Origin of the sequence: Streptomyces sp. NPDC060028 (assembly GCF_042736725.1) — a bacterium.
Lineage (GTDB): Bacteria > Actinomycetota > Actinomycetes > Streptomycetales > Streptomycetaceae > Streptomyces.
Genome location: NZ_JBHWVJ010000004.1, coordinates 39,200 through 60,900, shown reverse-complemented (window position 1 = coordinate 60,900; position 21,701 = coordinate 39,200). Strand labels below are relative to the sequence as shown.

Here is a 21,701-nt window from a genome sequence, read left to right as displayed (position 1 = left end):
CGGCGGGGCCGCGCGCAGCGGTTGACTGAATCTATTCAGCGAGCAAGGATGTGAATAGATTGACCAACATCGGAGGAGGCACCGCCATGTCAGGACCCCGCCCCGTACGGGCCGCGCGAGGCACCGAGCTCAGCACCCTGGGATGGCAGCAGGAGGCCGCGCTGCGGATGCTGCAGAACAACCTCGACCCCGAGGTCGCCGAACACCCCGACAAGCTGGTCGTCTACGGCGGCACCGGCAAGGCCGCCCGCGACTGGCGCTCGTACGACGCGATGGTCCGCACCCTGCGCACCCTCAAGCAGGACGAGACGATGCTCGTCCAGTCCGGCCGCCCGGTCGGCGTGATGCAGACCCACGAGTGGGCGCCGCGCGTCCTGCTCGCGAACTCCAACCTGGTCGGCGACTGGGCCAACTGGGAGGAGTTCCGCCGCCTGGAGTCCCTCGGGCTGACCATGTACGGGCAGATGACCGCCGGTTCGTGGATCTACATCGGCACCCAGGGCATCCTCCAGGGCACCTACGAGACCTTCGGCGCCGTCGCGGCGAAGCTGCATTCAATCGGTAAGGGAGGGGTCGGCGGCACCCTCGCCGGCACCATCACCCTCACCGCCGGCCTCGGCGGCATGGGCGGCGCCCAGCCGCTGGCCGTGACGATGAACGACGGCGTCGCCATCTGCATCGACGTCGACCCGCGTGCCATCGAGCGCCGCATCGAGCACCGCTACCTGGACGTGAAGGCCGACAACCTCCGCCACGCCCTCCAGCTGGCCGTCGAGGCCCGCGACGCCCGCAAGCCGCTCTCCATCGGCCTGCTCGGCAACGCCGCCGAGCTGCTCCCGCAGATGCTGGCCGAGGGCGCGCCGATCGACATCGTGACCGACCAGACGAGCGCGCACGACCCGCTCGCCTACCTGCCCGTCGGCGTCGACTTCGACGACATGGCGACCTTCGCCGCCAAGGACCCGGCGGGCTTCACCACCCGCGCCCGCGAGTCCATGGCCAAGCACGTCGAGGCCATGGTCGGCTTCATGGACGCCGGCGCCGAGGTCTTCGACTACGGCAACTCCATCCGCGGCGAGGCGCAGCTGGCGGGCTACGACCGGGCGTTCGACTTCCCCGGCTTCGTCCCGGCCTACATCCGCCCGCTGTTCTGCGAGGGCAAGGGCCCCTTCCGGTGGGCGGCCCTGTCCGGCGAGGCCTCGGACATCCACAAGACCGACAAGGCGATGCTCGAACTCTTCCCGGAGAACGAGTCGCTGCACCGCTGGATCAAGATGGCCGGCGAGCGCGTCCACTTCCAGGGCCTGCCCGCGCGGATCTGCTGGCTCGGCTACGGCGAGCGCGACAAGGCCGGTGAGCGCTTCAACGAGATGGTGGCCGACGGCACGCTCGCCGCGCCGTTGGTCATCGGCCGCGACCACCTCGACTGCGGCTCGGTGGCCTCCCCGTACCGCGAGACCGAGGCCATGCTCGACGGCTCCGACGCCATCGCCGACTGGCCGCTGCTCAACGCCATGGTCAACGTCGCCTCCGGCGCGTCCTGGGTCTCCATCCACCACGGCGGCGGCGTCGGCATGGGCCGCTCCATCCACGCGGGCCAGGTCACGGTCGCCGACGGCACCCCGCTGGCCGGCGAGAAGATCCGCCGCGTCCTCACCAACGACCCCGGCATGGGCGTCATCCGCCACGTCGACGCCGGCTACGACATCGCCGAGACGGTGGCCGACGAGCGCGGCGTCCGCGTGCCCATGCGGGAGGGTGACACCGCGTGAGCGACGCCCCCTCGTTCCACGAGATGTGGGCGCAGCTCGCGCCCCTCGGGCGCAACACCGACACGGGCGGCTACCGCCGGTACGCCTGGACCGGGGCCGATGCCGACTGCCGGAACTGGTTCCAGGAGCAGGCCGAGGCGCGCGGACTGGCGTACGAGACCGACCGCAACGGCAACCAGTGGGCCTGGCTCGGCGACCCCCTGGCCGGTGACGCCGTCGTCACCGGCTCCCACCTGGACTCCGTCCCCGACGGCGGGGCCTTCGACGGCCCCCTCGGGGTCGTGTCCTCCTTCGCGGCCCTGGACGAGCTCCGCAGGAGGGGCGCGGAGTTCGCCAGGCCCCTGGCCATCACCAACTTCGGTGACGAGGAAGGGGCCCGCTTCGGCCTCGCCTGCGTCGGCTCCCGGCTCGCCGCCGGGCAGCTGACCCGGGAGAAGGCGTACGAGCTCCGCGACGCGGACGGCATCTCCCTGCCCCGGGCGATGGAGGCCGCCGGGTACGACCCCGAGGCCATCGGGGCCGACCCCGAGCGCCTCGCCCGCATCGGCGCCTTCGTCGAGCTGCACGTCGAGCAGGGCCGGGCCCTGGACCTGTCCGGGGACCGGGTCGGCATCGCCTCGGCGATCTGGCCGCACGGCCGCTGGCGGTTCGACTTCCACGGCGAGGCCAACCACGCGGGCACCACCCGCCTGGTGGACCGCCGGGACCCGATGCTCACGTACGCGGCGACCGTGCTGGCCGCCCGCGGCGAGGCGGCCCTCGCCGGGGCCGTCGCCACCTTCGGGAAGATCGCGGTCGAACCCAACGGGGTCAATGCCATCCCCTCCCTCGTACGGGGCTGGCTCGACTCCCGCGCCGCCGACCAGGCCACCCTCGACATGGTCGTCACCGCCATCGAGAAGGCCGCCCGCGAGCGCGCCGACCAGGACGGCATCGACCTGGACATCGTCCGGGAGTCCTTCACCCCGGTCGTCGAGTTCGAGCACGCCCTGCGCGACGAGCTGAACCGGATCCTGGGCGGGGCCGTCCCCGTCCTCGGTACCGGGGCGGGACACGACGCCGGAATCCTCTCCGCCGCCGTCCCGACCGCGATGCTGTTCGTACGGAACCCCACCGGGGTCTCCCACTCCCCGCGGGAGTTCGCCGCCGAGGACGACTGCGTGGCCGGCGTCCTCGCCCTCGCCGACGTACTGGAAGGTCTCGCGTGCCGCTGACCGCGCACAAGACGTACTGGCTGGAGCACGCCTGGCTCGGCACCCATGTCGAGCCGGGCGTCGCCCTGGACGTGAACACGGACGGCCGGATCGCCGCCGTCCGCACCGGGGCCGGGGCGCAGACCCCGCCGCCCGGCGCGGAGGTCCTGCGCGGTCTCACCCTCCCGGGCCTGGCCAACGCCCACAGCCACGCCTTCCACCGGGCGCTGCGGGGCACGGTCCAGGTCGGCTCGGGCACGTTCTGGACCTGGCGCGCCGTCATGTACAAGGTCGCCCAGAACCTCACCCCCGACACGTACTTCGCGCTCGCCCGCGCCGTGTACGCCGAGATGGCGCTGGCCGGCATCACCAACGTCGGCGAGTTCCACTACGTCCACCACGCCCCCGGCGGCGCGCCCTACGCCGACCCGAACGCCATGGGCGAGGCCCTGATCGAGGCCGCCGCCGCGGCCGGCATCCGGATCACCCTGCTGGACACGGCGTACCTGTCGGCGGGCTTCGGCCAGGCCCCGGACCAGCACCAGCTGCGCTTCTCCGACGGCACCGCCGAAGCCTGGGCCGAGCGGGTCGGCGCGCTCAAGCCCCGCGAGCACGCCCTGATCGGCGCCGCGATCCACTCGGTACGCGCCGTACCCGCAGGCCAACTCGCCACCGTGGCCCGCTGGGCCGAGGAGCGCGAGGCGCCGCTGCACGTGCACCTCTCGGAGCAGACCGCCGAGAACGACGCCTGCCAGGCCGCCCACGGGCGCACCCCGACCCAGCTGCTGGCCGACCACGGGGTGCTGGGCCCGCGCACCACCGGCGTCCACAACACGCACCTCACCGACGTGGACATCGCCCTGCTGGGCGGCACCACCACCGGCACGTGCATGTGCCCCACCACCGAACGCGACCTCGCCGACGGCATCGGCCCCGCGGTCCGCCTCCAGCGCGCGGGCAGCCCGCTGTCGCTCGGCAGCGACAGCCACGCGGTGATCGACCTGCTCGAAGAGGCGCGGGCGATGGAGCTGAACGAGCGCCTCAGCAGCCGGACGCGGGGGCACTGGACGGCGAACTCGCTGCTCGCGGCCGCCACCGCCGACGGCCACGCGGCCCTCGGCCGGCCCGACGCGGGCCGCCTGGAGGCGGGCGCGCTCGCGGACCTCACCACGATCGCCCTGGATTCCGTACGGACGGCCGGCGCCCTGCCGAGGCTGGGCGCCGAGACCGCGGTGTTCGCGGCCACGGCCTCCGACGTCCGCCACACGGTGGTCGGCGGCCGCCACATCGTCCGCGACGGCGCCCACACCCTGCTCCAGGACGTCCCGTCCGCCCTGGCCGACGCCATCGCGGCCCTCCGGTCCTGACCGCTGAGGCCCAAAGATCCGGGGCTCCGCCCCGCACCCCGCGCCTCAAACGCCGGCGGGGCCGGAATGTGCCGCTGCGCGGCGATCCGGCCCGCCGTGCGGCACTTGAAAGCGCAGCTCAGCCAGAACCAGCCCCGCCCGGCGTTTGAGGCGCGGGGGCCGGGGCGGAGCCCCAGGAAACCCCCGAGAGGAATCATGACCACCACCGTCGTCACCAACATCGGCAGCCTCGTCACCAACGACCCCGCCCTCGGCGACGGCTCCCCCCTCGGGCTGATCCAGGACGCCGCCGTCGTCATCGACGGCGACCGCATCGCCTGGGCCGGCCCCGCCGACAAGGCTCCGGCGGCGGACGAGACGTACGACGCCGACGGCCGCGCCGTCATCCCCGGCTTCGTCGACTCCCACTCGCACCTGGTCTTCGCCGGCGACCGCACCGCCGAGTTCAACGCGCGGATGTCCGGCCGCAGCTACTCCGCCGGAGGCATCCGCACCACCGTCGCCGCCACCCGCGCAGCCACCGACGCCGCGCTCGAAGCCAACCTGCTGCGCCACCTCGACGAGGCCCGCCGCCAGGGCACCACCACCTTCGAGACCAAGTCCGGCTACGGCCTCACCGTCGCCGACGAGGCCCGCGCCCTGCGCATCGCCGCCGCGCACACCGAGGAGGTCACCTACCTCGGCGCGCACATCGTCTCCCCCGACTACGCCGACGACCCGGCCGGCTACGTCGACCTCGTCACCGGCGAGATGCTGGCCGCCTGCGCCCCGTACGCCCGCTGGGTGGACGTCTTCTGCGAGGAGGGCGCCTTCGACGGCGACCAGGCCCGCGCCATCCTCACCGCGGGCGCCGCCGCCGGGCTCATCCCGCGCGTCCACGCCAACCAGCTCTCCCACGGTCCCGGCGTACAGCTCGCCGTGGAGCTGGAGGCCGCCTCCGCCGACCACTGCACCCACCTCACCGACGCCGACGTGGACGCCCTCGCGCAGGCCGCGGCCACCACCGTCGCCACTCTGCTGCCCGGAGCCGAGTTCTCCACCCGCGCCCAGTGGCCCGACGCCCGCCGCCTGATCGACGCGGGCGCCACCGTCGCGCTGTCCACGGACTGCAACCCCGGCTCCTCCTACACCAGTTCCATGCCGTTCTGCATCGCGCTGGCCGTCCGGGACATGCGGATGACCCCCGACGAGGCCCTGTGGGCCGCGACCGCGGGCGGTGCCCGGGCCCTGCGCCGCGGCGACATCGGCACCCTCACCCCCGGCTCGCGCGCGGATCTGGCCCTGCTCGACGCCCCCAGCCACGTCCACCTCGCCTACCGCCCGGGCGTCCCGCTGGTCTGCGCCGTCTGGCAGAAGGGCGTCCGCGCGGCCTGATTCCGCCCGGCCCGCGGGCCGTTGATCCGGGCCCGTCCTTTGTCTTCCCTCCGTAAGGTCCCGGGCGTACCTTGAGCCACCAATCTGATGTGCCGTCAGTAACTTGTGGCTTGAGGGGAAGACGAAGGTGTCCGACCGGAAACGCTCCACCGCGCTCGCACTGGCCTCCGCGCTGGCCGGATCGGCCGTGCTGCTGGCCGCCCCCGCAGCCCACGCCGCCGTGATCGAGGTCCAGTACGACTGCAAGACCCCGATCGGGGACAAGTCGGCGGTCTCGCCGATCGACATCAAGGCGGTCAAGGAAGGGGACGGCTACAAGCTGACGATGTCCTTCCAGAAGGGCGTCTCCTCCAGCCCCATCGAGCTCGGCAAGGGCGCGATGAGCCCCAGCGCGGTCATCCTCGTCGAGGGCGCCGAGAAGGCGTCCGTCCCCGTGTCCGGGCCGCCCAACCCCGAGGCCGTTCCGGCCGAGACGCCCATCAAGATCACCGACCTCTCGGGCACCTACACGCCCAAGAAGAGCGGCAAGGTCACCTTCACCGCCGGCGTCCTGACCATCAAGGCCATGGGCACGACGACCACCTGCACCCCCGGCAACAGCCCCAAGCCCGCCCTCGAACTGGAGGTCACGGCCCCCGCCGGCGCGGGCAAGGACACCAGCCCGCAGGCTGGCGCCGGGGGTGCCGGCGGGAACACCCTCCCGCAGACCGGCCCCGCCGACTCCGCGATCGCCCTCGGCACCCTCGGCGGCACCGTGCTGCTCTCCGGCGCCGCCGGAGCGCTCTGGCTGACCCGGCGCGGCCAGCGGGCCCGGTCCTGAACGGAGCGCCCCCGGCCATGCCCGTGCTCCACACCCACACCCGCAACCGCGCCCCCGGCCGGAGCGCCCGCCGCGCTCCCCGCCTGGCCGTCGCGGCGCTCCTCGCGGCCGCCGCGCTGTACGGCGGCGGCCCCGCGAGCGCCGACGAGCCCGGCTGGACGGCCGAGCCCGCCGCCGGGCGCCCGGCCGCGGCCCGCCCGTACTTCTACCTCGCGGGCACCCCCGGCACCGTGCTGGAAGACCGGCTCGCCCTGGCCAACACCACCGACCAGGAGCACACCGTCACCCTGCGCGGGGCCGACGCCTACAACACCGCCGACGGCGCCTTCGCGGTGCGCCCCGCCACACAGTCCGCCGGCGCCGGGTCCTGGATCAGCTTCGGCGCCTCCACCACGGTCAAGATCCCGCCCCGCACCCGCGCGGTGGTGCCCTTCACCGTCACCGTGCCGACCGCCTCCCCGCCCGGCGACCACCCCGCGGCCGTGGTCGCCACCGAGGGCGGACGCGAGGTGGGCGTACGGGTCCACCTGCGCGTCAGCGGCCCGACGCTGGCTGCCCTCACGGTCGAGGACGTCGCCGTACGGGGCAAGGGCGCGGGCACCCGGGTCGCCTACACCCTGGTCAACCGGGGCAACGTCGCCCTCGCCCCCGAACTGTCCCTCACCGCCCGCGGCCGCTTCGGCGAGGTCCCCGGCCGAGGCGCCCACCCCCTCCCGGTGGAGCTGCTGCCCGGCCAGCGCGTCGAGCTGACCGAACCCTGGCCCGGCGCCCCGGTCCTGGACCACGCCTCCCTCATCCTCACCGTCACCGCCCCCGGCGGCGCCCGGGCCACGGGACGCGCCTCCGCCTGGTTCGTGCCCTGGGGCATCGCCGGCCGGACCGGCGTCGGCCTGCTCGGCCTCGGCGCGACCACGTCGGCCGCGCTGCTCCTCGTACGCAGGCGGCGGACCCGGCGGGACGAGCCGCCGCCCGACCCGGCCGGCGTACCCGCACAGGCATCGGCACCGGAACACGAGTTGACGGGAGCACCCAGGTGAGCGCCAAGGTCGGCGGGGCAGTCGGCGACAAGGCCCGTGCCCGTGCCCGTGCCCGGGCCGGGGGCCGGGGCCGCGGCCCGGGTCGCGCCCTCGTCGCGGCAGGGCTGGCGGTGCTCCTGGCGGTCCCCGCGCTCCTGCTGCTCCCGGCGCCCCCGGCCGCCGCGGCCGACGCGGGCAAACCCGCCGTGGCGCTCTCCCTCCAGGAGGCCGCCAAGGGCACCGAGATCACCGTCACCGGCACCGGCTGGCGGCCCAAGACCCTGGTGATGCTGCTGGTCTGCGGGCAGAACATGATCGGCGGCACCAACAGCTGCGCCAACGCCGACGGCGTCGCCGTCTCGGTCGCCGACGACGGCCGCTTCGCCGCCCAGCTCCCGGTGGTGGCGCCGCCCAAGCCGTGCCCCTGCGTCGTCAACGTCACCTCCGTCAACGGCGACCAGTCCACCGTCGCCGCCGCGCTGAAGATCACCGACCACCCGGTGGCGGAGCTCCCCGCCGAGGGCGGCACCGCCCGCCTGGCCATGCTCACCGGGGTCAGGCTCAAGGGCGACGACGGGGTGCTGACCTGGTTCGGCGCCCCGCCCGGACGGAGGTTCACGGTCACCGTCGGCAATCTCGGCTCCGCCCCCGTCAGGGACCCCGTCTTCCAGCTCGGCATCGCCCACGGGGTGTTCGCGCCGATCTGGGAGGAGGTCCGCTGGAAGGGCACCATCCCGCCCGGCGGCAAGGCCGAGGTCTCGCTGGCCGTCTCCCTCGCCGCGGGCGCCCACGGGGACTACACGGTCTCCCTCAAGTACGGCGAGACGGTCGTGGCCACCCAGCCCTGGGGCGTCGCCCGCCCGTACGGAGTGCTGCTGTTCTGGGGCCTGCTCCTGCTGGTCGTCCCGGCCGGGCTCTTCCGCGTGGGCATGGCCGTGGTGGACAAGGTCCGCCCGCGCGAGCCCGCCGGCGGCGGCGGCCGCCACCGCGGCGCCCGCCTCCCCGAGGCGGCGACGGCCGTGACGGCCCGGCTGCCCAGGATCCCCGCCGTACGGGGCCCCGCGCAGCCACGCACCGGGCCCCCGGCCCGGTCCCCCCAGACCACCACGGCGGTCCTGCCGTGGTTCACCCCGGACAGCGCGCCGGGGCCAACCGCACCACCCGAAGCACCTGCACCACCTGCACCACAGGCGTCCGCACCGTCTGAGATCAGTCCGACGACGAAGGGACATTCGTGAAGACCCAACGGAGGATGAGTGCGGCCGCAGTCGCGCTGTTGTTCGGCGGCGCGGGCATCCTGCTGGCGGCGACCCCCGCCCAGGCGGCCGACGTCTCGTACAAGGTGGAGTGCGTCCCGCCGGCCGGCGGTGGCGGCCCGGTCCAGGGCACGACCACCGCCTCGGTCACCGCGCCGGCCACCGCCAAGGTCGGTGACGAGGTCGAGGTGGTCTGGAAGACCGTCAAGCCGGCCTCGAACAACACCGACCTCATGGACCTGCCCAAGGACAGCATCAAGCCGATCGGCTACGCCAAGCTCGGCGGGGCGCAGAGCGGTGAGCTGAAGATGGAGGGTGCGCGGTCGAACCCGCCCATCCCGAAGAAGTCGCCCATGGTCATCTCCGACATGAAGGCCAAGGTCAAGCTGACCAAGGCCGGGGACGTCACCATCTCGCCCGGCAAGTACGACGTGGACTTCAGCGGCCTGCTCACGCACTGCACGCCGCAGGAGTCGGTCGGCGTGGGCGCCACCATCAAGGTCACCGAGGGCGGGGGCTCCACCAACGGCGGCTCCACCAACGGGGGCTCCACCAATAGCGGCTCCACCAACGGCGGCACCACCGCCGGATCCGGCGGGCAGACCGACTTCCCGGGCAAGCCGATCGAGGTGGCCTACGACTGCGGCAGCTTCGTCAAGGACGGCATCAAGACCCCGGTGACGATCAGCGCCAAGAAGAACGGCGGCAGCTACGACCTGACCGTCAAGACCGCCAAGGATGCGATGAAGAGCCCGGCCTCCCTGCCCGCGGGGGCCCTCAAGCCCTCGATGGCGATCAAGCTCGGTGGAGCCGACAGCGGCACGGTCAAGGTCTCCGGCCCCGCGACCAAGGAACCGATCCCGGCGGGGGCCGGGGTCACCCTCAGTGACATGACCGGCACCTACAAGCCGGGCAAGAGCGGCAAGGTGACGCTGAGCCCGGACCAACTGACGATCGACGTCGCCATGGCCCCGGGCGCCGACCCGATCGTGGTGCCCTGCAAGGCGGCCGGCAGCGGCGTCTCGCTGGAGCTGGACGTCACCGCCCAGGCGGGCGGGTCCGGCGGCCCGTCCACCACCGGCACCACCACCGGCTCGGACAGCCTGGCCCATACCGGCGCTCAGGACGAGGGCGGCATCAAGGCCCTGGCCCTGGTCGCCGGCACGGTCGTCCTGCTCGGCGCGGCGGTCTTCACGTTCACCCCGTGGCGCCGCCTGCGCGGCACCCGCTAGCCCCCACGGCAACGGCAACGGCCCGGCACACCTTGCGGTGTGCCGGGCCGTTCGCGGCGTGCGGGGCGGGGTGCGTCAGTGCACGTTGCCCATCAGCCCCTTGACCTTCTTGCGGTACGAGTAGACCGCGAAGCCCGCGAGCACCGCGGCGGCGGCCTCGAAGCCGATCACCGACGTGCCGTTGAGGTCGACACCGGCGATGGAGAGCAGGCCGGTGGTGCAGTCGCCCGCGGTGACCGCGAGGAACCAGACACCCATCATCTGGGAGGCGTACTTCTGCGGGGCCATCTTCGTGGTGACCGACAGGCCGACCGGGGAGAGGCACAGCTCACCGATGGTCTGGATCATGTAGATCGAGACCAGCCACATGGGGGAGACCTTGGTGCCGTCGCCCGCCATGTTCATCGGGACGATGAAGACGAAGAAGGAGGCACCGATCAGGACCAGGCCCATCGCGAACTTCACGATGGTGTTCGGCTCCTGGTTCTTGCGGGCCAGCCAGACCCACGCCCAGGCGAAGAGCGGCGCCAGACCCATGACGAACAGCGGGTTCAGCGACTGGTACCAGGTGGCCGGGAAGCCGAGGCCGAAGACGGTGTCGGCGGTCTTGCCGTCGGCGAACAGCGACAGGGTCGAACCACCCTGGTCGTAGATCATCCAGAAGACGGCCGCGGCGACGAAGAACCAGATGTACGCGGTCATCTTCGACTGCTCGGTACCCGACAGGTCCTTGTCGCGCTTGATGCGGACCAGGACCGCGACCGGGATGACCAGGCCGGCGAGGGTGATCGGGACCAGCGCCCAGTTCAGGGTGTACATGCCCAGGGCGGCGACGACGCCGTAGAACACGGCGGCGGCGAGGGCCACGGCCGCGACCTTGACGATGACGCTCTTGCGCTCGGCGGGCGACAGCGGGTTCGGGACCAGGCTGCTGCGCTCGTTGAGGTGCTTGGTGCCCAGCAGGAACTGGATCAGGCCCAGGCCCATGCCGACGGCGGCGAGCAGGAAGCCGAGGTGCCAGTTGACCTTCTCGCCGACGGTGCCGACGACGAAGGGCGCGACGAAGGCACCGAGGTTGATGCCGATGTAGAAGATCGTGAAGCCACCGTCACGACGCGGGTCGTCCGGACCCTCGTAGAGGTGGCCGACCATCGTGGAGATGTTGGCCTTCAGCAGACCCGAACCGGCCGCGACCAGGATCAGACCGACGAAGAACATCGCCTGGCCCGGGATGGCCAGCGACACGTGGCCGGCCATGATCACACCACCGGCGATGGCGACCGTCTTGCGGGCACCCCAGACACGGTCACCGAACCAGCCGCCGGGCATGGCCATGAGGTAGACCATCGCCACGTAGACGGAGTAGATCGCCGTTGCCGTGGCCATCGTGAAGGCGAGGCCGCCGCCCTGGCTGCCGGTCGCGGCTTCGGTGCCGCCGGAGACCAGGTACAGGACGAGAAGGGCGCGCATGCCGTAGTAGGAGAAACGCTCCCACATCTCGGTCATGAACAGAGTGGCCAGGCCACGGGGGTGGCCGAAGAAGGTCTTGTCGGTGGACGTATCCGCCGGTTCCTTCGTCAGGCTGGAAGCCATGGTCGATCCTTGCTTGCTCGGGACGCTTGGCTTCGTGAGCTCATCCGCGCCCGGTGGGGGGTGGCCGGCACCGGCAGCGGATGCCCCACCCCACGCCCTGGGGTCTCGCCCCGCGGGGGCGGAGCGAAGGAGCATCCGTAACCGGGATCCACGCCCGGCCGCGCACCTCGCGCGACGGGCCCGGCCCATAGGTCATTCACTGTCATCAAGCCCGGACAGGTCAGCCCGAAAGGACTGCCAGGACCGGTCAGGACAGAAACAGAGACCTTCGGCGCGCTTTTCGGCACAAAGGTCTCAGAGGTAGTGCATCAGGCGTCTCGCCACCATACGACACGACACTGTGGCATATGAAAGGACTTGAGAGATGGATCACAGGCCCGGCGGGAACCGAAAGATCACATTCGAAGGCCGTCAGTACTTCATAAGACCAGATCGCCAGGGGTGTGCGAGCAGGCCACTCGTTGCACCCGCCGCGGACTACCATCACCCACATGACGCGTGTACTGCTCGCCGAGGACGACGCATCCATCTCGGAACCCCTGGCCCGGGCCCTGCGCCGGGAGGGCTACGAGGTCGAGGTCCGGGAGGACGGCCCCACCGCCCTGGACGCGGGACTGCAGGGCGGCGTCGACCTCGTCGTCCTGGATCTGGGCCTGCCGGGGATGGACGGCCTGGAGGTCGCCCGCCGGCTGCGCGCCGAGGGCCACGGCTTCCCGATCCTGGTCCTCACCGCCCGGGCGGACGAGGTCGACACGGTCGTCGGCCTGGACGCCGGCGCCGACGACTACGTGACCAAGCCCTTCAGGCTCGCCGAGCTGCTGGCCCGCGTACGGGCCCTGCTGCGGCGCGGCGCCACCGAGGCGGCCCAGGCCCCCGCCACCCACGGGGTGCGGATCGACGTCGAGTCGCACCGCGCCTGGATGGGGGAGGAGGAGCTCCAGCTCACGGCCAAGGAGTTCGACCTGCTGCGCGTCCTGGTACGCGACGCCGGCCGGGTCGTCACCCGCGACCAGCTGATGCGCGAGGTCTGGGACACCACCTGGTGGTCCTCCACGAAGACCCTGGACATGCACATCTCCTGGCTGCGCAAGAAGCTCGGCGACGACGCCGCCAACCCCCGCTACATCGCCACCGTGCGGGGCGTCGGCTTCCGTTTCGAGAAGAGCTGAGCCTTCACTAAGCCATGCGCCGCCGCCTGATCAACTCCACGCTCGCCGTGGTGCTCGTCGTCATCGCCGTCTTCGGGGTCTCCCTGGTCATCGTGGAGACCCGGACGATCACCAGCAGCGCACAGGACCGGATCGAGTCCGAGGCGCTGCGGCTGGTGGGCATCGTCGAGTCGAACGTCCTGGAGAACCAGCGGATCGACCCCCAGGCGCTCGCCGAGCAGCTCGACGTCGGCCAGTACGCGCGGATCACCGTCCCGGGTAAACCGGCCGTGGAGGTCGGGGAGCGGATCCCCGACAGCGTCATCCGGGGCACCGCGCGCGGCGAGCAGGGCGAGGTCGTGGTCGTCCAGGCGTCCCGCTCCACGGTCACCAAGGAGGTCGGGCGGACCCTGGCCGTGGTCGGCGCGGTGGCGCTGCTGGCCGTAGTGGCGGCCGTACTGCTGGCCGTACGCCAGGCCAACCGGCTGGCCTCCCCGCTCACGGACCTCGCCGAGACGGCGGAACGCCTGGGATCGGGCGACCCCAGGCCCCGCCACAAGCGGTACGGGGTCCCCGAGCTGGACCGGGTCGCCGACGTCCTGGACTCCAGCGCGGAGCGGATCGCGCGGATGCTGACCGCGGAGCGCCGCCTGGCGGCGGACGCCTCCCACCAGCTGCGGACCCCCCTCACGGCGCTGTCGATGCGGCTCGAGGAGATCACGGTCACCGACGACCTGGAGACCGTCCGGGAGGAGGCGAGCATCGCCCTCACCCAGGTGGAGCGGCTCACGGACGTGGTGGAGCGGCTGCTGACGAACTCGCGCGACCCGCGGACCGGCTCGGCCGTGCCCTTCGACCTGGACGAGGTCGTCAAACAGCAGGTGGAGGAGTGGCGCCCGGCCTACCGCAGCGCCGGGCGGGCCATCGTGCGCTCCGGGAAGACGGGCATGCGGGCCGTCGGCACCCCGGGGGCGGTCTCACAGGTCCTGGCGACCCTCGTGGAGAACGCGCTCATGCACGGGGGCGGCACGGTCGCGCTGCGCACCCGGGTGATCGGCAACCAGGCGGTGCTGGAGGTCACGGACGAGGGGCCGGGGGTCCCGCCGGACCTCGGCAACCGGATCTTCGAGCGGGCCATCAGCGGCCGCAACTCCACCGGGATCGGCCTGGCGGTGGCCCGGGACCTCGCCGAGGCGGACGGCGGCCGCCTGGAGCTGCTCCAGACGCAGCCGCCGGTGTTCGCGCTGTTCCTGAGCCAGACGGCCCCGGAACGCCCCGCGGAGCCGGAGCAGACGGTGCGCTAGTTGTTCGCGGGCTCGGGGGCGCGGGAAGCGTTCTGGCCGTCGCGCTGCTCGACGACCAGCGAGGCCGGAGCGGCTGCGGGCATGGCCTTGAAGACCCAGCTGCGGTAGGACCAGAAGCGGAAGACGGTGGCGACGGCGATGCCGGCGAACTTGAAGAAGTTGCTGGCGAGCGGGCCGTCCCAGCCCAGGCCGTAGGTGGCCGTGTACAGGACGCCGTTCTCGATGACCAGGCCGATCGCGCTGAACAGGGCGAACAGGGTGAGCTCACGGGTCCGGCCGGTCTGGTGGGCCCGGTCCCGGTAGGCGAAGTAACGGAAGCCGAGGTAGTTCGTGGCGATGGCCACGACGGTGGCTATGACGCTCGCACGGACGACCTGGAGGTCCGTGGTGTGGCGGATCAGGTTGAAGACGCCCAGGTTGACCAGCACGCCGATCCCACCGACGGCCCCGAACTTGGCGACCTCCCGTGCGAGGCCGCGTACGCGGTCGAGGGCAGATCCGTTCTTCGGCACGCTCATGTGATTGGTCAGTCCCTGTCCGTCGTCGCCCGTGAGGGGCGTCTGGGGTCGTGCGTCAACTCACCCATGTTAAGTCTCGCCCCGATGGTGCGTCTGTGCCTTCGGGGGCCGTGCGACGCACGGCACACCCGTACGCGCCGCGGCGCGTGACGCGCGCGCCGCATGGCGCGTCGATCAGTACGGGCCAGGGCCGTGTCCGGATGGCGGAATACCGGCGGATACCCTGGGGGTGTGACGTTCCCGGTAGTCGGCATGGTCGGCGGCGGACAGCTCGCCCGCATGACCCACGAGGCGGGCATCCCCCTCGGCATCAGATTCAAGATCCTCAGTGACACCCCACAGGACTCGGCGGCCCAGGTCGTGAGCGACGTCGTCATCGGCGACTATCGCGATCTGGAGACCCTGCGCGCCTTCGCGCGCGGCTGCGACGTGATCACCTTCGATCACGAGCACGTGCCCACCGAGCACCTCCGGGCCCTGGAAGCGGACGGCATCCCCGTCCGCCCGGGGCCCGAAGCGTTGGTGCACGCCCAGGACAAGGGGGTGATGCGCGCCAAGCTCGACGAGATCGGCGCGCCCAGCCCCCGCCACCGGATCGTGAGCGATCCGGCGGACGCGGCGGCCTTCGCGGACGAGGTGGGCGGCTTCCCGATCATCCTCAAGACGGTGCGCGGCGGGTACGACGGCAAGGGCGTGTGGTTCGTGCGCACCCCCGAGGACGCGGAGGCCCCCTTCAAGGCGGGCGTCCCGGTCCTCGCGGAGGAGAAGGTCGACTTCGTCCGCGAGCTCGCGGCGAACATCGTCCGCTCCCCGCACGGCCAGGCCGTGGCCTACCCGGTCGTGGAGTCCGTCCAGGTCGACGGGGTCTGCGACACGGTGATCGCCCCCGCCCCGAACCTCTCCGAGGAGCTGGCGGGCGAGGCCCAGGCGCTGGCCCTGCGCATCGCCAAGGAGCTCGGCGTGACCGGCCACCTGGCCGTTGAGCTGTTCGAGACCTCCGACGGCCGGATCCTGGTCAACGAGCTGGCGATGCGCCCGCACAACAGCGGCCACTGGACCCAGGACGGCGCCGTCACCTCCCAGTTCGCCAACCACGTCCGCGCGGTCCTGGACCTCCCGCTCGGCGACCCGCGCCCGCGCGCCCGCTGGACGGTCATGGCCAACGTGCTGGGCGGGGACTACCCCGACATGTACGCGGCGTACCTGCACTGCATGGCCCACGACCCGCAGGTGAAGATCCACATGTACGGCAAGGACGTGAAACACGGCCGCAAGGTCGGCCACGTCAACACCTACGGCGACGACCTCGACGATGTGCTGGAGCGCGCACGTCACGCCGCCGGCTACCTCAGAGGAACGATCACCGAGTGAGCACCCAGAACACCCCCCTCGTCGGCATCGTCATGGGTTCGGACTCGGACTGGCCGGTCATGGAGGCCGCCGCCCAGGCCCTGGACGAGTTCGAGATCCCCTACGAGGTCGACGTGGTCTCCGCGCACCGGATGCCGCGCGAGATGATCGCGTACGGGGAGCAGGCCGCCGAGCGCGGTCTGAAGGCGGTCATCGCCGGCGCGGGCGGCGCCGCCCACCTGCCCGGCATGCTCGCGTCCGTCACCCCGCTGCCCGTCATCGGCGTGCCCGTGCCGCTGAAGTACCTCGACGGCATGGACTCGCTGCTGTCGATCGTCCAGATGCCCGCCGGGGTTCCCGTCGCCACCGTCTCCGTCGCCGGCGCACGCAACGCGGGCCTGCTCGCCGTACGGATGCTGGCCGCGCACGACACCGAGCTGCTGGCCCGGATGCGCGACTTCCAGCAGGAGCTGAACGACCAGGCCACCGAGAAGGGCAAGCGGCTGCGTACGAAGGTCGCGGGCCAGGAATCCTTCGGATTCGGCAAGTGAGCGCCGCCGAGCGGCTGGGCGAGGCCCGCGAGCTGCTCGCCGAGCACCCCGTCGTCGACGGCCACAACGACCTGCCGTGGGCGCTGCGGGAGCAGGTGCGTTACGACCTGGCCCGCCGCGACATCGCCGCCGACCAGTCCGTCCACCTGCACACCGACATCCCCCGGCTGCGCGCCGGCGGGGTCGGCGCGCAGTTCTGGTCGGTCTACGTCCGCTCCGACTACGCGGGCGACGAGGCGGTCAGCGCCACCCTGGAGCAGATCGACGTCGTCGACCAGCTGATCGCCCGTTACCCCGGCGACCTGGTGCGGGCGCTGACGGCGGACGACATGGAGGCGGCCCGCGCCGACGGCCGGATCGCCTCGCTGATGGGCGCCGAGGGCGGGCACTCCATCAACAACTCGCTCGCCACGCTGCGCGCCCTGCACCGCCTGGGCGTGCGGTACATGACGCTCACGCACAACGACACCATCGACTGGGCGGACTCGGCGACCGACGAGCCCCGGCACGGGGGCCTGACGGACTTCGGCCGCGACGTCGTGCGCGAGATGAACCGCGTCGGCATGCTGGTCGACCTCTCGCACGTCGCCGCGACGACGATGCGCGACGCGCTCGCCGTCTCGGCCGCGCCGGTGATCTTCTCGCACTCCTCCGCGCGGGCGATCTGCGACCACCCGCGCAACATCCCCGACGACGTGCTGGAGCTGCTGGCGGCCAACGGCGGGGTCGCGATGGCCACCTTCGTGCCGAAGTTCATCCTCCCGGCGGCGGTCGAGTGGACGCGGGCCGCGGACGAGAACCTGCGCGCGCACGGCCTCCACCACCTCGACACCACCCCCGAGGCGATGGCCCTGCACCGGGCCTTCGAGGCACAGCGCCCGCGTCCGGTGGCCACGGCCGCCACGGTGGCCGACCACCTGGACCACATGCGCGAGGTGGCCGGCGTCGACCACATCGGCATCGGCGGGGACTACGACGGCACCGCCTTCACCCCGTCCGGACTGGACGACGTCGCCGGGTACCCGAACCTGATCGCCGAGCTGCTCACCCGCGGCTGGTCGAAGGCCGACCTGGCCAAGCTGACCTGGTCCAATGCGGTACGGGCGCTGCGCGACGCCGAGGCGGTGGCGCGCGAGGAGTCGGCGTCCCGGGGCCCCTCGAACAGCGTGCTGGACGCGGCGCCGGCGCGGTAGCCGCCCGCCCGGCGGCCGGCCGTCGGGTGTGACCTGCCGGTTACACCCGAACGCCACACCCGCCGGGCGGCCCAGGCGTCCCACATGTCACGGTGGCAGCATCTTCCCTGCTCTCTCCCCGCTGCCGCCGAGACCGGAGCGAACGCCATGGCCGACCTGCAGGATGAACCGCACACGAACCCGGTGACCCCCGTGGGGCCCGGCTCCCTCGGAGCCGAGGACACCCCCGCCGCTGTGGTGGCCGGAGCCCTGGACCGGGCCGAAGCCCTGCTGTCCGTGCATCCTGTCGCGGACGGGTGCAACACCTTCGTCTGGACCCTGCGCCAGAGCCCGTACCACGACATCGACACCCCGGACGTGGGCGTCGACACCGACATCCCGCGGCTGCGCGCCGGGGGAGTGGGCGCCCAGTTCTGGTCGCTGCTCGTGCCGTCGAGCCGGCCGCCCGAGGCGGCCTCCGACCAGGTGCTGTCCGACACCCTCGAAGAGATCGACGTGGCGCTCGCCCTGGTGCACCGCTACCCCGACAGCCTGTGCCTCGCGCTGACCGCCGACGACATGGCCGACGCCCGCAACCGGGGCCGGATCGCCTCGTTCCTGGGCCCGGTGCCCGGGCGCACCCTGATCGACTCGCTGGGCGCGCTGCGCGCCTTCCACGCGCTGGGCGTACGGATCCTCGCGCCCGCGGGAGCGCCCTGGGCCCAGCAGGGCCTGACGGCCTTCGGCCACGAGGTGGTCCGGGAGATGAACCGGCTGGCGATGCTGCTGGACCTCACCGGCTGCCCGCCGGCGGTGGCCTGCCAGCTCGCCGGGGCCTCCAAGGCGCCGGCGATCATCTCGCACACGGCCGCCGCCGCGCTCAACCCGCACCCGGACAACGCGACCGACGAGGTCCTGCTCGCGCTGCGCGAGGCGGGCGGCCTGGCGATGGTCACCTTCGACACCGCGCGGACGGGGGACTCGCTGCACGCGGTGGCCGACCACCTGGACCACGTACGGGCCGTGGCGGGCCCGCACTGCGTGGGCCTGGGCGCCGGCTTCGGCGCAGAGCCGGGCATCCCCCGCCCCACCGGCCTGACCGACCCGTCGGGCTACCCGAAACTGATCGCGGAACTCCTGGAGCGCGGCTGGCCGGAAGCCGACCTGTCCCTCCTGACCTGGGGCAACGCCCAGCGCGTCCTACGCGACGCGGAATTCACCGCCCGCGCGGCCCAGCACCGCAGGGCCGCGCCCTCCTGACCCACCGCGGCGGACGCCGCCCGGCAAGGGCTCAGGCGCGGGGGCGGCCCATGGCGCGGTAGGTCCAGCCGGCGGTGCGCCAGCGGGCCGGGTCGAGGGCGTTGCGGCCGTCGAGGATGAGGCGGTCGGTGACGACCTCGCCCAGCTCCGCCGGGTCGAGGTCGCGGAACTCGCGCCACTCGGTGAGGTGGAGGACGACCTCCGCGCCGCGAGCCGCCGCCAGGGCGGAGTCCGCGTAGCCGAGGGTCGGGAAGACGCGGCGGGCGTTGTCCATGCCCTTCGGGTCGTAGACCGTCACCTGGCCGCCCTGGAGGTGGATCTGGCCGGCCACGTTCAGTGCGGGGGAGTCGCGTACGTCGTCGGAGTCCGGCTTGAAGGTGGCGCCGAGGACCGCGACCCGCTTGCCCAGGAACGAGCCGCCGACGGCGTCGCGGGCCAGCTCGACCATGTGGCCGCGCCGGCGCATGTTGATGGAGTCGACCTCGCGCAGGAAGGTCAGCGCCTGGTCGGCGCCGAGCTCGCCCGCCCGCGCCATGAAGGCGCGGATGTCCTTCGGCAGGCACCCGCCGCCGAAGCCGATGCCGGCCCGCAGGAACTTCGCGCCGATGCGCTCGTCGTGCCCGATGGCCTCGGCGAGCTTGACCACGTCGCCGCCGGCCGCCTCGCAGACCTCGGCCATGGCGTTGATGAAGGAGATCTTCGTCGCGAGGAAGGAGTTCGCCGCCGTCTTCACCAGTTCCGCCGTGGGGAAGTCGGTGACGATCAGCGGGGTCCCCTCCGACATGGGGGTCTCGTAGACCTCTCGAAGCAGCTTTTCGGCGCGCTCGCCCTGCACTCCGATGACGATCCGGTCCGGGTGGAGGGTGTCCTGCACGGCGAAGCCCTCGCGCAGGAACTCCGGGTTCCACGCGAGCTCCACGTCGGCGCCCGCCGGGGCGAGCTCCGCCAGCTTCGCCGCCAGCCGCTCCGCGGAGCCGACCGGCACCGTGGACTTGCCGACCACGAGGACCGGACGCGTCAGGTGCGGGGCCAGCGAGGCCATCGCGGAGTCCACGTAACTCATGTCGCACGCGTACTCGCCGTGCTTCTGCGGGGTGTTCACGCAGACGAAGTGCACGTCACCGAAGGCGCCGACCTCTTCCCACGAGGTCGTGAACCGCAGCCGCCCCGTCGAGCCGGGCATCCCGGCCACGTGCGAGGCCAGCAGTTCCTCCAGCCCGGGCTCGTACATCGGCACGCGCCCGGCCGACAGCATCTCGATCTTCTCGGGCACCACGTCGAGCCCCAGCACCTCGAAACCGAGCTCAGCCATCGCCGCGGCATGCGTTGCGCCGAGGTATCCGGTGCCGATCACAGTGATCTTGAGGGGGGCCATGCGTGCTCCAGAGGGGTGCGGGCCGTTCGCGGCAACCGAGCATAGTCGGCCCCGTCCGGGGGAAGCTCCCCACCGGCACCACACCAGGCACCCGCGCTGTCACGCAGCTCACGTACCCCGTACATATCGCTGTCGGGACGCCGGACACTAAGCTTGGGTTACTTAACGGTAGTTAGCATCACGCATCACCCTGGGGAGTGAGAGATCTTGGCGGGTTCTGCCGACTTCGACCTGTACCGCCCGGCCGAGGAGCACGACATGCTCCGCGAGTCGGTCCGCTCGCTCGCCGAGGCGAAGATCCTGCCGTTCGCCGCCGCGGTCGACGAGGAGTCCCGCTTCCCGCAGGAGGCCCTCGACGCCCTGGTCGCCAGCGACCTGCACGCCGTCCACGTGCCCGAGACCTACGGCGGCGCGGGCGCCGACGCCCTCGCCACCGTGATCGTGATCGAGGAGGTGGCCCGCGTCTGCGCCTCCTCCTCCCTCATCCCGGCCGTCAACAAGCTCGGCTCGCTCCCGGTGATCCTCTCCGGCTCCGAGGAGCTCAAGGCCAAGTACCTCGGCCCCCTCGCCAAGGGCGACGCGATGTTCTCGTACGCGCTCTCCGAGCCCGACGCGGGCTCCGACGCGGCGGGCATGAAGACCCGCGCCGTGCGCGACGGGGACTTCTGGGTGCTCAACGGCGTCAAGCGCTGGATCACCAACGCGGGCGTCTCCGAGTACTACACGGTCATGGCCGTCACCGACCCCGAGAAGCGCTCCAAGGGCATCTCGGCCTTCGTGGTCGAGAAGTCGGACGAGGGTGTCTCCTTCGGCGCCCCGGAGAAGAAGCTCGGCATCAAGGGCTCCCCGACGCGCGAGGTCTACCTCGACAACGTCCGGATCCCCGCCGACCGCATGATCGGCGCCGAGGGCACCGGCTTCGCCACCGCGATGAAGACCCTGGACCACACCCGCATCACGATCGCCGCCCAGGCGCTCGGCATCGCACAGGGCGCCCTGGACTACGCCAAGGGCTACGTCCAGGAGCGCAAGCAGTTCGGCAAGCCGATCGGCGACTTCCAGGGCGTGCAGTTCATGCTCGCGGACATGGCCATGAAGATCGAGGCCGCCCGCCAGCTCACGTACGCGGCCGCCGCCAAGTCCCAGCGCGTCGACGGCGACCTGACCTTCTTCGGCGCCGCCGCCAAGTGCTTCGCCTCGGACGTGGCCATGGAGGTCACCACCGACGCCGTCCAGCTCCTCGGCGGCTACGGCTACACCCGTGACTACCCGGTGGAGCGCATGATGCGCGACGCCAAGATCACGCAGATTTACGAAGGAACGAATCAGGTCCAGCGCATCGTCATGGCGAGGAACCTGCCGTAGCGAGGCCCCGTACCTGCTCCGCGCACCACGCAAAA

At 72.3% G+C, this 21,701-nt stretch carries 18 protein-coding genes; 15 read left to right on the top strand and 3 right to left on the bottom strand.

The window, feature by feature from the left end:
* Positions 1 to 86 precede the first annotated feature (86 nt).
* From hutU to ACFWBF_RS03405, 8 genes are all read left to right on the top strand, one after another.
* Positions 87 to 1,772, top strand: a complete 1,686-nt coding sequence (gene hutU / locus ACFWBF_RS03440) for a urocanate hydratase (RefSeq protein ID WP_385594452.1) — start codon at positions 87 to 89, stop codon at positions 1,770 to 1,772.
* A gap of 23 nt (positions 1,773 to 1,795) precedes the next feature.
* A complete protein-coding gene (locus ACFWBF_RS03435; protein ID WP_385594743.1) occupies positions 1,796 to 2,986 on the top strand; it encodes an allantoate amidohydrolase in 1,191 nt (396 codons plus the stop codon).
* Positions 2,983 to 4,332: a formimidoylglutamate deiminase gene (locus tag ACFWBF_RS03430; RefSeq protein WP_385594740.1), complete on the top strand. Its 1,350-nt coding sequence runs from the start codon at positions 2,983 to 2,985 to the stop codon at positions 4,330 to 4,332. Before ACFWBF_RS03435 ends, ACFWBF_RS03430 begins: the two co-directional genes overlap by 4 nt.
* Positions 4,333 to 4,527: 195 nt before the next feature.
* Positions 4,528 to 5,706 (top strand): imidazolonepropionase, encoded by a 1,179-nt coding sequence (gene hutI / locus ACFWBF_RS03425; protein WP_385594449.1) that lies wholly within the window; start codon positions 4,528 to 4,530, stop codon positions 5,704 to 5,706.
* A 127-nt stretch (positions 5,707 to 5,833) separates the two neighbouring features.
* Entirely contained in the window at positions 5,834 to 6,526 is a 693-nt protein-coding gene (locus ACFWBF_RS03420; RefSeq protein WP_385594446.1) for an LPXTG cell wall anchor domain-containing protein, read from the top strand.
* Between the two features lie 17 nt (positions 6,527 to 6,543).
* Positions 6,544 to 7,563 carry a hypothetical protein gene (locus ACFWBF_RS03415; RefSeq protein ID WP_385594443.1) on the top strand — a complete coding sequence of 340 codons (1,020 nt, stop codon included), beginning with the start codon at positions 6,544 to 6,546 and terminating at the stop codon, positions 7,561 to 7,563.
* Between the two features lie 116 nt (positions 7,564 to 7,679).
* The gene (locus ACFWBF_RS03410; protein WP_385594737.1) at positions 7,680 to 8,780 is read left to right on the top strand and encodes a hypothetical protein; all 1,101 of its coding nucleotides are present in this window, start codon (positions 7,680 to 7,682) and stop codon (positions 8,778 to 8,780) included.
* A 14-nt stretch (positions 8,781 to 8,794) separates the two neighbouring features.
* Positions 8,795 to 10,030, top strand: a complete 1,236-nt coding sequence (locus ACFWBF_RS03405) for a hypothetical protein (protein ID WP_385594440.1) — start codon at positions 8,795 to 8,797, stop codon at positions 10,028 to 10,030.
* Positions 10,031 to 10,105: 75 nt separating this feature from the next.
* Here the strand turns inward: ACFWBF_RS03405 and ACFWBF_RS03400 are convergent, their stop codons facing one another.
* Positions 10,106 to 11,623 (bottom strand): peptide MFS transporter, encoded by a 1,518-nt coding sequence (locus ACFWBF_RS03400; RefSeq protein ID WP_385594437.1) that lies wholly within the window; start codon positions 11,621 to 11,623, stop codon positions 10,106 to 10,108.
* Positions 11,624 to 12,114: 491 nt separating this feature from the next.
* Here ACFWBF_RS03400 and ACFWBF_RS03395 point away from each other — a divergent pair, with 491 nt between their 5' ends.
* Together ACFWBF_RS03395 and ACFWBF_RS03390 are read left to right on the top strand one after the other, a co-directional pair.
* Positions 12,115 to 12,792, top strand: coding sequence for a response regulator transcription factor (locus ACFWBF_RS03395; RefSeq protein ID WP_385226684.1), 678 nt, complete (start codon positions 12,115 to 12,117; stop codon positions 12,790 to 12,792).
* Between the two features lie 14 nt (positions 12,793 to 12,806).
* Entirely contained in the window at positions 12,807 to 14,075 is a 1,269-nt protein-coding gene (locus tag ACFWBF_RS03390; protein WP_385594433.1) for an ATP-binding protein, read from the top strand.
* Here the strand turns inward: ACFWBF_RS03390 and ACFWBF_RS03385 are convergent.
* Positions 14,072 to 14,593, bottom strand: coding sequence for a GtrA family protein (locus ACFWBF_RS03385; protein WP_385594431.1), 522 nt, complete (start codon positions 14,591 to 14,593; stop codon positions 14,072 to 14,074). The genes ACFWBF_RS03390 and ACFWBF_RS03385 overlap by 4 nt on opposite strands.
* 162 nt (positions 14,594 to 14,755) lie before the next feature.
* Here ACFWBF_RS03385 and ACFWBF_RS03380 point away from each other — a divergent pair, with 162 nt between their 5' ends.
* From ACFWBF_RS03380 to ACFWBF_RS03365, 4 genes are all read left to right on the top strand, one after another.
* On the top strand, positions 14,756 to 15,964 hold the full coding sequence (locus ACFWBF_RS03380) for a 5-(carboxyamino)imidazole ribonucleotide synthase (protein ID WP_385594428.1): 1,209 nt from the start codon (positions 14,756 to 14,758) through the stop codon (positions 15,962 to 15,964).
* 32 nt (positions 15,965 to 15,996) lie between these two features.
* Positions 15,997 to 16,494, top strand: coding sequence for a 5-(carboxyamino)imidazole ribonucleotide mutase (gene purE, locus ACFWBF_RS03375; protein ID WP_385226727.1), 498 nt, complete (start codon positions 15,997 to 15,999; stop codon positions 16,492 to 16,494).
* Entirely contained in the window at positions 16,491 to 17,687 is a 1,197-nt protein-coding gene (locus ACFWBF_RS03370) for a dipeptidase (RefSeq protein ID WP_385594425.1), read from the top strand. The genes purE and ACFWBF_RS03370 overlap by 4 nt, the downstream gene beginning before the upstream one ends.
* A gap of 147 nt (positions 17,688 to 17,834) precedes the next feature.
* Positions 17,835 to 18,926 carry a membrane dipeptidase gene (locus tag ACFWBF_RS03365; protein ID WP_385594423.1) on the top strand — a complete coding sequence of 364 codons (1,092 nt, stop codon included), beginning with the start codon at positions 17,835 to 17,837 and terminating at the stop codon, positions 18,924 to 18,926.
* 31 nt (positions 18,927 to 18,957) lie between these two features.
* Here the strand turns inward: ACFWBF_RS03365 and ACFWBF_RS03360 are convergent, their stop codons facing one another.
* The gene (locus ACFWBF_RS03360; RefSeq protein ID WP_385594420.1) at positions 18,958 to 20,301 is read right to left on the bottom strand and encodes a UDP-glucose dehydrogenase family protein; all 1,344 of its coding nucleotides are present in this window, start codon (positions 20,299 to 20,301) and stop codon (positions 18,958 to 18,960) included.
* Positions 20,302 to 20,508: 207 nt separating this feature from the next.
* Between ACFWBF_RS03360 and ACFWBF_RS03355 the strand changes: the two genes are divergently transcribed.
* Positions 20,509 to 21,666 (top strand): acyl-CoA dehydrogenase family protein, encoded by a 1,158-nt coding sequence (locus ACFWBF_RS03355; RefSeq protein ID WP_385594418.1) that lies wholly within the window; start codon positions 20,509 to 20,511, stop codon positions 21,664 to 21,666.
* Positions 21,667 to 21,701: the final 35 nt, after the last annotated feature.